This is a genomic window from Pseudomonas sp. FEMGT703P, from assembly GCF_002786345.1.
Classification (GTDB): Bacteria; Pseudomonadota; Gammaproteobacteria; order Pseudomonadales; family Pseudomonadaceae; genus Aquipseudomonas; species Aquipseudomonas peli.
Map to the genome: position 1 here is coordinate 649,306 of NZ_PGCM01000010.1, position 12,419 is coordinate 661,724.

Consider the following 12,419-nt stretch of genomic DNA (forward strand, 5'->3'; position numbering starts at 1 on the left):
ACCGCCTCACTGCCAGGAACGATGGTAGGCACCCAGAGTGCTTTGGCTGCCTTCCGACAACGTATCGAGCGCACTGCGCCATTGCGGTAACACACTGAAATGCGCAGGAGCCTTGGCGTGAGCATCCAGTGCAGCGCGCCATACGCGAGTGACTTGTTCGACATACGCAGGGCTGCGCTGGCGGCCTTCAATTTTCACAGCGGCAATGCCGATTTGCGCCAGTTGCGGAATTAGGTCCAGGGTATTCAGACTGGTCGGTTCTTCCAAGGCGTGGAAACGCTGGCCGTTGACCATAAAGCGTCCCTTGCACAGGGTTGGGTAACCCGCCGGCTCCCCAGGGCTGTAACGATCAATCAGCACACCTCCGAGGCGCGAGCTAAGCCCATCGGTATCCTCTTGCCAACGCACCGCTTTAGCCGGCGAACACACGCCGCATAAGTTGGGCGATTCACCCGTGACGTAGGACGACAAATGGCAACGCCCCTCGGCCATAATGCACAGGCTGCCGAAGGCGAAAACCTCCAGCGGCACCGTGCTTTTTTCCGCCACTTGGCCCACCTGCGCCAACGACAGCACACGCGGTAATACCGCACGGCGGATGTTGTAACGCTTTTGGTAGAACGTCAGCGCGGCAACATTTGTGGCTGATCCCTGCACGGACAAGTGCAAATTGAGATCAGGATAACGCCGGCTGGCGTATGCCAGCACACCTGGATCGGCAGCAATCAGTGCATCCACACCCAAATCAGCGGCTTGATCGACAGCCCGCTGCCAACGCGTCCAACCTTGCGGCTGAGCATAGGTATTGACCGCCACATAAAGCTGCTTGCCACGCTGACGAATCAATTGCAGGCCGTTATCCAGCTGCTTGTCATCGAAGTTAAGGCCGGCAAAATGGCGGGCATTGGTGTCATCACGAAAACCTACATAAATAGCGTCCGCACCTTGCTGCAAGGCCGCCTTGAGGGCGGGCAAACTGCCCGCCGGACATACCAGATGCATGCTGAAACCCTCTGTCTAAAAGCGTGACGACACTCTAGGGTGCTCGCCAGGATTGCCCCTTGACGCTGGTCAAGTCGGTTCAGTGCAACAGACTGTCAAAGAGCAGAAAGTCAATTAGCTCACCCTCCACCAAAGTGCGCTGACACTCGACAATCGCCAGGCCATCAGCCCAGCATGCGGCGGTGAGCATTGCCGAACCTTGCTTGGCATGCGGCACCGCGCACAGTTGCCCCGCGGACAGCTGCAAACGCGCACGCAAGTACTGCCGGCGGCTATTGGCCTTGCTCCAAGTGAAACCGGCCGCAATACGCAGCGGCTGCGGCATAACCTCGCGACAACCTTGAGCGCGCAGCAGAAAAGGCCGTGCCACCACCAGGGCGGTAATCAGCGCCGCAGCCGGGTTGCCCGGCAAGCCAATCCAGGGTGTGCCGCAGATATGGCCGAACGCCAGCGGCTTGCCCGGCTGGATCGCCAACCGCCACAGCTGCAACTCGCCCAATTCACTGACAGCCTGCTTGAGGTGATCCTCCTCGCCCACCGACACCCCACCGGTGCTGATCAACACATCACACTGCGCAGCAGCCAAACGCAACGCCGCGCAGCTGACATCCAGCTCGTCGATCAACAGCACACTGTCATCCACATCACAGCCCAGACCACGCAAAATGGCTGCGATGCTGTAGCGGTTGGCATTGTAGATTTGTCCGGCCTGGAGCGCTTCGCCCGGTTCGCGCAACTCATTGCCACTGCTCAATAAGCACACGCGCAGGCGCCGATACACCAATACCTCGGCAACGCCCAGGCTAGCCAGTAGCCCCAACTCTTGCGGGCGCAAACGCTGCCCTACCTTCAGCACGCAGCTGTCTACGGCAAATTCCTCGCCGCAACGGCGTACATGGCTGCCCAACTCGGTCGCGGGCACACGCACAGTAACGCCCTCCTCTTCGGCCTGCTCCTGCGCCACCACACTGTCGGCGCCGGGCGGCAGCGGTGCACCGGTGAAAATACGCACCGCATGCCCAGCAGGTAGCGCATACAAGGCGCTGTCGCCCGCCGCAATGCGCCCGGCCAGGGGTAGCCAGGCACCTTGAGCAGGCACATCTGCAGCACGTAGTGCATAACCATCCATGGCGCTGTTGTCCCACGCGGGCATTGGCCAAGGCGCTCGCACATCCTCGGCGAGCACCCTGCCGGCGGCCTCACTCAGCGCGACGCGCTCTCTAGGCAGCGCGGTAGGCACACGGGTCAGTAGCTCGGCGATGGCCTGATCAACTGGACGTAAGCTTTGGCCATGCGCATCACAACCGCAGGCACTCATGACCGACTACCGCAAGCGCTGACCGGTTGTTGCGGTAGCTGTTTGAGGTGCGGGACAAAATTGCACGGCCTCGTACGGCTATCCAGTTGCTCCAGCAGAATCTTGTTCCAAGCGGTGCGACATGCGCCCGGCGATCCCGGTACGCAGCACACCAACGTGCCATTGCTGATACCTGCCAGCGCGCGAGACTGCACAGTGGAGGTACCGATTTCCGCAAGCGATACCTGACGGAACAACTCGCCAAAACCGTCCACCGATTTATCTAGCAAAGGCATCACCGCCTGCGGGGTGTTGTCGCGCGCAGTGAAACCAGTACCGCCAGTGATCAACACCGCTTGCACCAATGGGTCGGCAATCCAGGTGCAAAGGCGCGCACGGATCTGCCAGATGTCATCCGGCACAATGGCGCGCTCGAACAGGGCATGACCCGCCGATTCCAGGCCTTCGATTAAAGTTAGGCCCGATGTGTCGGTAGCCAAGGTGCGAGTATCGCTGACGGTGAGCACTGCAATACGCAATGAGTGAAATACGTCGCTGGATAAATGGGCCATGATGCAAACCTCCAAGAGTTTCTTGCGCGCAGCCTGCACCGTCCGCACAAGCACGCCCATTCCCCGTTGGAGGTATGCCCCATGGGCAATCTGTGCAGACTTGATCGAGATCAAGGCTCAACCCCGGCAGGGGCCTAACCTGAGTGCATATGCTGGCCTAGAGGGACTGCCCTGTGAGCAAAATATTCCCCCTGCAACCCAAACATCCGGAACGCATCTGCTGGGGCTGCGACCGCTACTGCGCGAAAGATGATTTGGCTTGCGGTAACGGCTCAGAGCGCACCATGCACCCCATGGAAATGTTCGGGGATGACTGGCAGCTGGGTGGCGAGTGGGGCATTGAACCACCGGACGACAGCGCAAAGCCTAAGCGTGATCAGAAAACACCTTAATCCGCCATTAGGTTTCACCACTCCAACGCTGCGCGGCGTGCTGATCGCTGGCACGCGCCTCAACCCATTGCTGCGTAATGCCGTTGTGCTCTTTCTTCCAAAACGGGGCGCGGGTTTTCAGGTAGTCCATGATAAAAGCACAGGCCTCGAACGCCGCTTGCCGATGCGCGCTGCTGACCCCAACAAACACGATTGGTGCGCTGGGCAATAACAGCCCAACACGGTGCACAATTTCCACCGTAAACAAGGGCCAGCGTGCGCGGGCCTCAGTCTCGATTGCTGCGAGGGCTTTTTCTGTCATGCCCGGGTAGTGTTCTAGAAACAGCCCATGCACAGCATGCGCTTCGTTGTAATCACGCACATAACCGACAAAGCTGACCACTGCCCCGACACCTTGATGACGACCGTGCATGGCATTGAGCAGCTCACCACCGTCGAACAGTTCGCCGCGCACCACAATACTCATTTCAACCTCCGGTCACAGGCGGAAAGAAGGCCACGTCGTCGCCGTCACTCAACGATTCATTGAGATTACACAGCTCTTGATTGCGCGCGCACATCAAGTTATTAGCAGCCAGCTCGACCCAACAACCGCCTCGCACAACCAACAGTTCGCGCAGCGCACCAATGGTCGTCAGCGCGGGTTGCCAGGCCAGCTGTTCGTGTTCTAAACCTAATTGTTCGCGGTAACGAGCAAAGTAATGAATGGTGAGCATGAGTGACTTCCTTAAATTGTTAGGGAGCCAGGCGTTCGCGGCTCCAGCCCGAATCTTGCTTTAGATAATTGATACGATCATGTAGGCGATCAGGGCGACCTTGCCAGAACTCGATCCGCTGCATCGATAGGCGATAACCACCCCAGTCCTGAGGACGGGCGGGGACGCTTTGCACGTGCTGCTGCTGAACCTGATCCATCCGTGATTCCAGCTCATCACGACTGGCAACAGGCTGACTCTGCGGACTGGCAATACACGCTAAACGGCTGAGCAATGGCCGGCTGTGAAAATAACGGTCCGATTCATCGGCGGTGACTCTTTCAATCACCCCCTCTACACGCACTTGACGCTCTAGTCCTGGCCAATGAAAGGTCGCGGCGGCATATGGGTTCAGCACGAAATCTACACCTTTGGCACTGCCATAGTGGCTGTAAAAGATCAGCCCCTCGGCCTCCAGTGCTTTAAGTAGAACCACTCGACCATGTGGCCGGCCATAGCCGTCAACGCTGGCTAAGAACATCGCATTGGCCTCCACAGGAGCCACCTCATACTCAATGGCCTGGAGTAACCAAGCCTGCAAAAGACTGACTGGCTCGTCACCTAATTGACTCTCTAAAAGAGCATCACACTGGTAATTGCGCCGCATATTTTGCAAGTACTCACTCATGACAATGGCTCCAGATTGACGGTGTGCCCATATCAACAGTTCGCCACATGCGCGTCTTGATGAAACTCAAGGTGCAGAAAAATCTCCGGAGGCGCCGCCACTTTTTTCAAGCAGACGCACAGACTCTATTTGCATGCCCCGATCCACTGCTTTGCACATGTCATAAATGGTCAGCGCGGCGATGCTGGCGGCGGCCAATGCCTCCATTTCCACCCCGGTCTGTCCGGTCAATTTGCAGCGCGCCCTAATGCGTACACAGTCATCGCCCTCAGCCTGTAACTCGACGTTGACACTGCTCAGCATTAGCGAATGGCATAAAGGGATCAGGTCTGCGGTTTTCTTGGCCGCCTGGATGCCGGCAATCCGCGCCACGGCAAATACATCGCCTTTGGGGTGACCGCCGGCGACGATCATCTGCAAGGTGGTCGGTAGCATGCGCACACGGGCTTCAGCCAAGGCGTCACGGGTGGTCGGTTGCTTGTCGGAGACGTCGACCATATTGGCGCGGCCCTGGGCATCAAGGTGAGTCAGCATTGTGGTTCCTCATGGGTCAGATCAGATTGAGACGACGCGCCAGTTTGCGCAGGTTGCTCGGGTCCATCTGCAAATCACGGGCAGCCGCAGCCCACTTACCCTGACAGCGCGTCAAAGTGGCGCTGATCAGCTCGCGCTGGAAATGCCCCATCGCTGTGTGCATTGCTTCGACGCAACTGGACAGCTGGACGGGCACCTGTTTTTGCCCACTGACAGGGGCGTTGTCCAGCCCCAGCCAGGGCACTTCGATGCTCAGCAGCGCGGTGCGTGATTGCGCCTGGCTGAGTACCTTGAGCGCTGCCCGACTGATCACATGCTCCAGCTCACGCACATTTCCGGGCCATTCGTAGTTCAGCAGTACGCGCTCTGCATCGCCGGACAGACGCAAACAGCGCAGACCAAGCCGGGCACGGTTGAGTTCCAGAAAGTGTCCCGCAAGCTCCAACACATCACGGCCGCGCTCACGCAGCGGCGGAATATGCACCGGGTATACTGAAAGACGGTGATAGAGGTCGGGACGGAAACGCCCTTCACGCACCTCCTCCCACAACCGTCGATTGGTAGCCGCAATAACCCGCACATCGACATGCCGCGGCTGGTCAGCACCTAAACGCTGGATCTCACCGTTTTGCAACGCTCTCAACAACTTGGCCTGAATAGACAGGGGCAGCTCGCCAATTTCATCGAGAAACAAAGTGCCGCCATTTGCGGCCTCAAAGCGGCCGGGACGATCTTGCCCCGCGCCAGAGAAGGCGCCGCGGGTATGTCCAAACAATTCACTTTCAGCTAGGGTTTCCGGCAACGCAGCGCAGTTCACATACACCAGCGGTTTGCGCGCACGGGGCGAATGCGCGTGTAGCCAACGGGCAAATAGCTCTTTGCCCACACCGGTTTCACCTTGTAGCAGCACGGGCAGGTCGGAGTCAGCTACTACACCCAACTCATCGAGCAGTTCGCGCAGCACCGCGCTGCTACCCAGAATCATCGACTGGGTGTCGCCGCTATCGTCCACATGCTCCCCCCGGGCCAGACGCAAACTACGCACTTCACCTTCCAACCGACTGACGCGCAAACTAGTTTCAAGCAGCCAGATGTAACTCTGCAAACGCTGGCGGGCATGGCTATTGAAGTGCCCGGGCTTGAGCGCATCAAATGTCACCGCGCCCCACAAACTGCCTTCCAAATAAAGGCTCATACCCATGCAATCATGCACCGGCAGGGGTTCATCGGGGTTGTCTGCGAACAAACCGTCAAAAGGGTCTGGAAGATCGCTGTCCGCTTCGAATTGTAAGGGTTCGCGCTGCGCCAGTATCTGCGCCAGACGAGGGTGGCGCGCAAGGCTAAAGCTGCGCCCAAGCACCTCATGGGCCAACCCCACCGCCGCCTGCGGGCGCAGGCTTTCTCCGTCCAAACGCATTAGCACTACGGCACTGCAGGCGAACTCTGCACGCAGGCAAGCGACCAAACGCTGCATGCGAATGGCCGGCGGTAATTCACTGGCCAGATCGGCCAACAGGCCACTCTGCAGCGGGGTCAAATTTACCATTTCAGGTACCGGGCACCTTGAAGATGCCTAGTAGATTAAACCTCTAATACCTGCAAACCTTTGATTTGCATCAAGCCTGAACTCGGCATGAGAGTTGCGATAGCACACTCAGTATTCAACCTGATAAGGAGTGCTTCATGACTGCTCAATTGCTCGACCATACCCTCGGCAGCCTAGCCAGCCGAATCCCCGGAGCCACACGGGTTTTTCACACCTTCCATCTCGACTTTTGCTGCGGAGGACAGAAAACTCTGCGTCAGGCCGCGCTGGAAAACGGCATCGATGCACTGCAGGTAGAAGATCAGCTGCTGGCCCTAAGCCCGGACGAGCCTCACCAACACGACTGGCATGAGGCTTCCAATGCGCAACTGATTGAGCACTTACTAGAGCGCTACCACGCAGCACATCGGCAGCAGTTACCAGAGCTAATCCGTCTGGCCGCAAGGGTCGAACAAGTGCACGGTGCTCGGGAACATTGTCCGCGCGGCTTGACTGATTTGCTGCTGAGCATGCAGCAGGAATTGGAAAGCCATATGCAAAAAGAAGAGCAGATTCTTTTCCCCATGATCAAACAGGGCGACCACCCATTAGTCGGCGGGCCTATTGCGGTTATGCGCTATGAACACAATCAACACGGTGACGCCCTGGAGAGCATCGTCATACTGACTGACAACATGCAACCACCCAGCGAAGCCTGTAACACCTGGCGTGCGCTGTATCGCGGCCTCCATGAACTGCGCGTTGACCTGATGCAGCACATTCACCTGGAAAACAACCTGCTGTTCCAACGAGCACTCGACGAGGAAGGTCTAAATCGCTAAATAGGCAACCTTTCCAGCTGAACGATCGTGTGGTTTGGCTGGAACGTTTTTAAGTATCCATCAGCGCGTCTGGGAAATCTCACAATACGCGCTAGGCTGTAATGAAGAGGTGTAAATAACAGACAAATCACGTTCATAACGGTGCGACGTCGATTTACAAAGACAATCCGCAACCTTGAGAGGTAAGTGAGATGAACAAGCTTCAAGAAGCCTTGAATGCACCCGGAGACACACCACTGTGGATAGCCTTCTGGCTTTATGGCGTGGCCATCAGCCATGTGCTGTTTGGCTCAATCATGCTGGCCTTCAACCAAGTGGCCACCCCGCAGTTTGGGGTATTGTTACTGGTATTTGTCGCTTACACCGCTTGGGTTTTGAATGTCGTTTGGCGCAATGCCGATAATGTCGGTGAACCTATATATGGTCAGATTGCCCGCTTTCTCACAGTGGCCTGGTCAATCAACGCGGTACTGGTTTCAGGGTTCCTGTTTCTCAGCCATTTGAACGCAGTCACCAAGCCGTTTCCCGCGTTGTTTTAAGCAACGGCTCGTGGATTTTTACATCACACTAACACCAAGGCCCGCTGACTGCGGGCCTTGTACATTCTGGCGGACGTGATACGCCTACCTGATAGTCACCAAGTAAGGATGGTCATTGCTTTGGCCAGAAAAATGATCAGGATCATTTGCGTAAGCACGCTCAAGTGAATCAAACGTGAGCGCGCTGGATTCATACGTCCAGTGCGCATCAGCCAAACCACCGCTAAAAAATGCCCAAGGATGCTCAATGCCAAGCATATTTTCAGGGTGAGCATGGTGGAAAAATTGCTGGCAAAAGGCTCTGCGAGCGCCGCGCGGTAGTTCCAGGCCAAAGCCAGCCCGGCGCCGTACAACGCCATGATCACCCAATGCATCACTCCACGCGCACGTTGCCCAAGGGCCTTGGATAATTGCTCCCGAGGCTCAGACGGCAATTCACGCGCAACGCGACTGAGGATCATCACCTCAAAAAATACGCCACCAATAAAGAACGCCGCAGCGCATAGGTGCACGAATTTAAGCAGTAGATACATCAGACACTTTCTCCTTAACCCGGATGACCATCAACCCGGGTGCGACACAGCATGGGTCCGTAGCAGTAAAGGTACTGCGCAAAAGCCAGGCTCCAGCACAACGCCGCCATCCACAAAGCCGGCTGGTAGGCAAACGACACCCCAACGACACGCGCCAGCGCGGCCAGGTTAAGCAGCACAAACGCTACGGCAAAGCCTTTGGGTAATGTCAGAGGACGCCCCGTGTGGCCCAACGAAACCCGCGCCAGCATCGCCAGAATCAGCCCGCCGACCGAACCCACCGTCAGTGCGTGCAGTGCCTGGCTGGCCGTTATCGGCGCGCCCCAATGCCACAATGCCAAGGCCACACAGCCAATCACTAGCCAGGTATACGCCAGATGCAATGACCACAACAGCGGCACGCCCAACAGACCGCGATCAAACCAGCGGTACAAGCGCACAGCATGACCAATGCCCAGCAACATCAGCAACACACCGGCCATTACAGACGGCATTGAAAACCAACCAAGACCGGCAAGCACACCCGCCACTACGCTGCCCAACAGCAACGACCAGTCCAGCCACGGCCAGGGTTGCACGGCTGTTGTACGCAGCAACCCTCGCTGAGTGAAGAACGGAATCACTCGGCCGCCGATCAGTGTCATCATCGCCACCACAAGCCATACCGCCGCCAGACTGCCCTGATGCTGCCAGGCATCGTTGTGCTGCAGCACGCCGAGCAGGGTTAGGGTGTCGGCAGCCGTCAACAACAGCAATACCGCAACGATCGGGTAATTGCGCTGTTGCCGAACGGCCCATAACAGGCGCGCCATGACCGCCGCTACGGCTAGCAAAAACAGCACATTCAGCGCCAGCAGCACCTCAGCCGAGGGCAGCCACCAGCTCAACCGCCCCAACAGCCAGAGCACGGCCAACAGCCCCAACGGCCTGCCCGAAATACTTGCCTGGCCGGTCCAGGTCTGCACGGCCGTTAGTAGAAAGCCACTAATAATGGCCCCGGCAAAACCGAACACCAGTTCATGCCGGTGCCAGGCCAACCAACCCGCCTGCGGCGCGGGGAAAGACGCACCACCAAGCCAGGCAACCACCCAGAGTGGAATAGCCAGAGCAGCCAATACCACACCAAACAAAAAGAATGGCCGAAAGCCCAAACGTAACAAAGGCGTAATGGCCATGGCCCGGCGCTTATCAGTAACCTGCATAGGTGCTCCGATTATTGTGTCTGACGGGTTCAAGAGCTGCAGCCAACACTACCGGAGTATTTACATTGGTCAGCTGTGGATCATCTTCGGTACAAGGCAGCTCAACGGCTTGCAACTGCTGCCATAAATGAGCAGGGCTGCGCTCGCCTGCCGCCCAGGCAGCCTCCACTACCTTGCCTAGAGTACCCGGCAACACACACACCAAGGGCTGCAAAAACGCTCCCTGGCGTACCACCACGGGCCGTTCAGGATGCGCTCGAGATAAAGACTGCAGACCCACTAGCAAGGCCGTGCTGATTGCCGGCAAATCGCAAGGCACTACGAGCAGATGCGAACCACGCAGCGCCCTCAGTCCCTGCAAGATTCCCATCAAGGGGCCAGGGTAATCTTGCTGTGTATCGCCCAGAACACGCGTAGCAAATGCGGCGTAACGCGCCTGGTTACGGTTGCACGACACCAGCACTTCACACACCAACGGCTCAAGCCGTCGACAAACCTGTTCGGCCATAGACGTGCCATGCCAGTTCACCAGGCCCTTGTCGACTCCACCCATACGGCTGCCCCGACCTCCACTGAGCACCAGCCCTGAAAAGCTCACCTGCATGCCCCACACCTCATCTAATAGCATGCATCATGCGCTCACTCCGCATAACGACGCTTGATAAAGGTCAACTTCTAACGACTGCAACGCGGCCGATAACTCTCAGCTTTGTGTCAACTGCCGATACAGCTGCGGCAGGCGCAAAGGGAGTTGCTCGGGTTGGCGGATCAACGTGTAGCCATTGGCACCGAACATATAGGGCAGATAGTCCTCGGCTTTTTGGTCGATGGTGATGCAGAACGGCAATAAGCCCTGACGCCGCGCCTCCAGCACCGCTTCGCGGGTGTCCTCGACGCCATAACGACCTTCGTAGAGATCCAGATCGTTGGGTTTGCCATCGGTCACCAACAGCAGCAGTTTGCGCCGCTGCCTGCACGCACCGAGCAGCACAGTGGCCTCGCGTATGGCCGCGCCCATACGGGTGTAATAGCCGGGTTTGAGCGCCTGAATGCGTCCACGGGTGTTGTCGTCATAGCGCTGCTTAAAGGATTTTAGTTCGAGCATGCGCACCTGCTGACGGCGCAAGGATGAGAAGCCATAGAGGGCGAAATTGTCACCCAGAGTCGACAGGGTTTCACCGAACAGCAACAGACTGTCGCTGATCACCTCGACCACCCGGCGCTGGTCGTCCAGGTGAGCGTCGGTGGACATAGAAACGTCCGCCAGCAGCAGGCAGGCCAGGTCGCGCCGAGTTTGCCGCTGCTCCATAAACAAACCTCGTTCGACGCACTGACCATGCTGACGCTCGACATGAAAATCCAGCCAGGCCTGCATATCCAGCTCCGAGCCCTGGGGCTGCTGACGCAGCCACTGGCGATCGTTGCGCAGGTGCTCGAACTGACGACGCAAGCGCTTGGCTAGCGGTGCCAGACGCAAAGGCAGCGGCTGCGGCTCGCTGCCGCGCGGCACCATCATCTGCAGGTTGACGAAGTTTTCGCACAGGCTCTGCTTGCGATAGTCCCACTCCGGCAGTTTGATGCCCTCGCCCAAGGGAATGTCGTCGACATCCGCAGGCGGCAGGTCGAGGTGCAACTTGAGCCCGCCTCCCTTGCGCAGGCGTTGCTTGGACAAGGCCAATTCGTCGAGATCCTCGGCGACACGGGCAGCGTCCAGGTCTTCGCTGTCGTCCGTACAGCGATCCAGTTCGACATGCTCGGACCAACTGAACAGGTTCTCCAGGCGGAAGATCAGCAGGCCTCCCTTGCTGGTACTTTCCTCGACCCGCTTGGCACGCTTGGGACCACCCTGGCTTTCACCCGGAGGGGTCAGCAGGTTGCCCTCGCTTTCTTCGCCCAGTTCACAGGCCTGGGGTTCGCCGAGGTTTTGCGCCGGGTACAGCCACAGCGGCAACGGCCAGGGGGCCAGTTCGCTACGGGGAAAATGCTCGACACTGCCCGGTTCGCGCAGGGCCTGACAAAGTGCAATCTCCAGCTCGGCCTCATCCTTGGCCAACGAAACGGGATCCGGGCGCAATTGAAGGTGGGCTTCGACCAACCGCTGGTAGCGCGGGCGCATGGCCGGGTAGGTTTCCAGCAGTTGCAGGGTCCAGCGCTGGTTGTCCCGCGCCCAGTGGCGCATCTCCCCCGCTTGCGCGGCCAGCAGCGCCAGCCAGCGATAGAGATCCTGATTCAGCGCGACCTCAGGGTAGACTGCCAGACTAGGTGGCAGGCGAAGATTATTGGCATCACACCAGGCCACAGACATTTGCTTGCAGGTACCTGCCACCTGCTGCAACAGGTTGCGCCGCAACAGCAGGTCGCGCGCGCTGGCGGCTGCCACGCCGACTCCGCTGGCGCCACCCATGGCTCGAAATAGCAATGCCAAAGGCCGTTGCATACTGGCTAATTCAACCCGCGCCTCGGGAAAGTCAGGGCTGGCACGCCGGGTAATAAAGCGGTGCCAAACGCTGCCTACCCACTCTTCCACTTCGATGGTAAAAGCCATCTGGTTCACCTTGCTCGCTGTGCTCCGTGCCAAAGGCCCGCAGCCAAATGCAA

At 58.2% G+C, this 12,419-nt stretch carries 15 protein-coding genes; 3 read left to right on the forward strand and 12 right to left on the reverse strand.

Going from position 1 to position 12,419, the window contains the following annotated elements; genetic code table 11:
- Window positions 1-6: 6 nt before the first annotated feature.
- The 3 genes from ubiU to moaB form a co-directional block, all read right to left on the reverse strand.
- Window positions 7-1,002, reverse strand: a complete 996-nt coding sequence (gene ubiU, locus CUR33_RS16565; RefSeq protein WP_090253939.1) for a ubiquinone anaerobic biosynthesis protein UbiU — start codon at window positions 1,000-1,002, stop codon at window positions 7-9.
- Window positions 1,003-1,081: 79 nt separating this feature from the next.
- Window positions 1,082-2,320 carry a molybdopterin molybdotransferase MoeA gene (locus CUR33_RS16570; RefSeq protein WP_090253941.1) on the reverse strand — a complete coding sequence of 413 codons (1,239 nt, stop codon included), beginning with the start codon at window positions 2,318-2,320 and terminating at the stop codon, window positions 1,082-1,084.
- Window positions 2,317-2,871 carry a molybdenum cofactor biosynthesis protein B gene (gene moaB / locus CUR33_RS16575; RefSeq protein ID WP_090253943.1) on the reverse strand — a complete coding sequence of 185 codons (555 nt, stop codon included), beginning with the start codon at window positions 2,869-2,871 and terminating at the stop codon, window positions 2,317-2,319. Before moaB ends, CUR33_RS16570 begins: the two co-directional genes overlap by 4 nt.
- A gap of 173 nt (window positions 2,872-3,044) precedes the next feature.
- Between moaB and CUR33_RS16580 the strand changes: the two genes are divergently transcribed.
- On the forward strand, window positions 3,045-3,263 hold the full coding sequence (locus CUR33_RS16580; protein ID WP_090253945.1) for a DUF3079 domain-containing protein: 219 nt from the start codon (window positions 3,045-3,047) through the stop codon (window positions 3,261-3,263).
- A 7-nt stretch (window positions 3,264-3,270) separates the two neighbouring features.
- Here the strand turns inward: CUR33_RS16580 and moaE are convergent, their stop codons facing one another.
- From moaE to norR, 5 genes are all read right to left on the reverse strand, one after another.
- Window positions 3,271-3,729, reverse strand: coding sequence for a molybdopterin synthase catalytic subunit MoaE (gene moaE / locus CUR33_RS16585; RefSeq protein WP_090253947.1), 459 nt, complete (start codon window positions 3,727-3,729; stop codon window positions 3,271-3,273).
- A gap of 1 nt (window position 3,730) precedes the next feature.
- A complete protein-coding gene (gene moaD / locus CUR33_RS16590) occupies window positions 3,731-3,979 on the reverse strand; it encodes a molybdopterin converting factor subunit 1 (RefSeq protein ID WP_090253949.1) in 249 nt (82 codons plus the stop codon).
- 19 nt (window positions 3,980-3,998) lie between these two features.
- Entirely contained in the window at window positions 3,999-4,646 is a 648-nt protein-coding gene (gene pdxH, locus CUR33_RS16595) for a pyridoxamine 5'-phosphate oxidase (protein WP_090253951.1), read from the reverse strand.
- Between the two features lie 66 nt (window positions 4,647-4,712).
- Window positions 4,713-5,180 (reverse strand): cyclic pyranopterin monophosphate synthase MoaC, encoded by a 468-nt coding sequence (moaC, locus tag CUR33_RS16600; RefSeq protein ID WP_090253952.1) that lies wholly within the window; start codon window positions 5,178-5,180, stop codon window positions 4,713-4,715.
- 16 nt (window positions 5,181-5,196) lie between these two features.
- Window positions 5,197-6,726 carry a nitric oxide reductase transcriptional regulator NorR gene (gene norR / locus CUR33_RS16605; RefSeq protein ID WP_090253954.1) on the reverse strand — a complete coding sequence of 510 codons (1,530 nt, stop codon included), beginning with the start codon at window positions 6,724-6,726 and terminating at the stop codon, window positions 5,197-5,199.
- A 137-nt stretch (window positions 6,727-6,863) separates the two neighbouring features.
- On the opposite strand from norR, the gene ytfE reads away from it, so the two are divergent.
- Together ytfE and CUR33_RS16615 are read left to right on the forward strand one after the other, a co-directional pair.
- Complete coding sequence (gene ytfE / locus CUR33_RS16610) at window positions 6,864-7,547, forward strand: iron-sulfur cluster repair protein YtfE (protein ID WP_090253955.1); 684 nt, start codon at window positions 6,864-6,866, stop codon at window positions 7,545-7,547.
- A gap of 191 nt (window positions 7,548-7,738) precedes the next feature.
- Window positions 7,739-8,086: a hypothetical protein gene (locus tag CUR33_RS16615; RefSeq protein ID WP_090253957.1), complete on the forward strand. Its 348-nt coding sequence runs from the start codon at window positions 7,739-7,741 to the stop codon at window positions 8,084-8,086.
- 95 nt (window positions 8,087-8,181) lie between these two features.
- Here the strand turns inward: CUR33_RS16615 and CUR33_RS16620 are convergent, their stop codons facing one another.
- The 4 genes from CUR33_RS16620 to CUR33_RS16635 all read right to left on the reverse strand — a co-directional run bounded on the left by CUR33_RS16620 (window position 8,182) and on the right by CUR33_RS16635 (window position 12,366).
- On the reverse strand, window positions 8,182-8,622 hold the full coding sequence (locus CUR33_RS16620; RefSeq protein ID WP_090253959.1) for a CopD family copper resistance protein: 441 nt from the start codon (window positions 8,620-8,622) through the stop codon (window positions 8,182-8,184).
- An 11-nt stretch (window positions 8,623-8,633) separates the two neighbouring features.
- Window positions 8,634-9,821: an NnrS family protein gene (locus CUR33_RS16625; RefSeq protein ID WP_289240331.1), complete on the reverse strand. Its 1,188-nt coding sequence runs from the start codon at window positions 9,819-9,821 to the stop codon at window positions 8,634-8,636.
- Window positions 9,808-10,425: a molybdenum cofactor guanylyltransferase MobA gene (mobA, locus tag CUR33_RS16630; protein ID WP_090254134.1), complete on the reverse strand. Its 618-nt coding sequence runs from the start codon at window positions 10,423-10,425 to the stop codon at window positions 9,808-9,810. Before mobA ends, CUR33_RS16625 begins: the two co-directional genes overlap by 14 nt.
- A 99-nt stretch (window positions 10,426-10,524) precedes the next feature.
- Window positions 10,525-12,366, reverse strand: a complete 1,842-nt coding sequence (locus CUR33_RS16635) for a nitric oxide reductase activation protein NorD (RefSeq protein WP_090253963.1) — start codon at window positions 12,364-12,366, stop codon at window positions 10,525-10,527.
- Window positions 12,367-12,419 lie beyond the last annotated feature (53 nt).

Bases quoted from the DNA above. Each gene is read 5' to 3' on its own strand.
- ubiU (WP_090253939.1), bottom strand. From the start codon at position 1,002: ATGCATCTGGTATGTCCGGCGGGCAGTTTGCCCGCCCTCAAGGCGGCC.
- CUR33_RS16570 (WP_090253941.1), bottom strand. From the start codon at position 2,320: ATGAGTGCCTGCGGTTGTGATGCGCATGGCCAAAGCTTACGTCCAGTT.
- moaB (WP_090253943.1), bottom strand. From the start codon at position 2,871: ATGGCCCATTTATCCAGCGACGTATTTCACTCATTGCGTATTGCAGTG.
- moaE (WP_090253947.1), bottom strand. From the start codon at position 3,729: ATGAGTATTGTGGTGCGCGGCGAACTGTTCGACGGTGGTGAGCTGCTC.
- moaD (WP_090253949.1), bottom strand. From the start codon at position 3,979: ATGCTCACCATTCATTACTTTGCTCGTTACCGCGAACAATTAGGTTTA.
- pdxH (WP_090253951.1), bottom strand. From the start codon at position 4,646: ATGAGTGAGTACTTGCAAAATATGCGGCGCAATTACCAGTGTGATGCT.
- moaC (WP_090253952.1), bottom strand. From the start codon at position 5,180: ATGCTGACTCACCTTGATGCCCAGGGCCGCGCCAATATGGTCGACGTC.
- norR (WP_090253954.1), bottom strand. From the start codon at position 6,726: ATGGTAAATTTGACCCCGCTGCAGAGTGGCCTGTTGGCCGATCTGGCC.
- ytfE (WP_090253955.1), top strand. From the start codon at position 6,864: ATGACTGCTCAATTGCTCGACCATACCCTCGGCAGCCTAGCCAGCCGA.
- CUR33_RS16615 (WP_090253957.1), top strand. From the start codon at position 7,739: ATGAACAAGCTTCAAGAAGCCTTGAATGCACCCGGAGACACACCACTG.
- CUR33_RS16625 (WP_289240331.1), bottom strand. From the start codon at position 9,821: ATGCAGGTTACTGATAAGCGCCGGGCCATGGCCATTACGCCTTTGTTA.
- mobA (WP_090254134.1), bottom strand. From the start codon at position 10,425: ATGCAGGTGAGCTTTTCAGGGCTGGTGCTCAGTGGAGGTCGGGGCAGC.
- CUR33_RS16635 (WP_090253963.1), bottom strand. From the start codon at position 12,366: ATGGCTTTTACCATCGAAGTGGAAGAGTGGGTAGGCAGCGTTTGGCAC.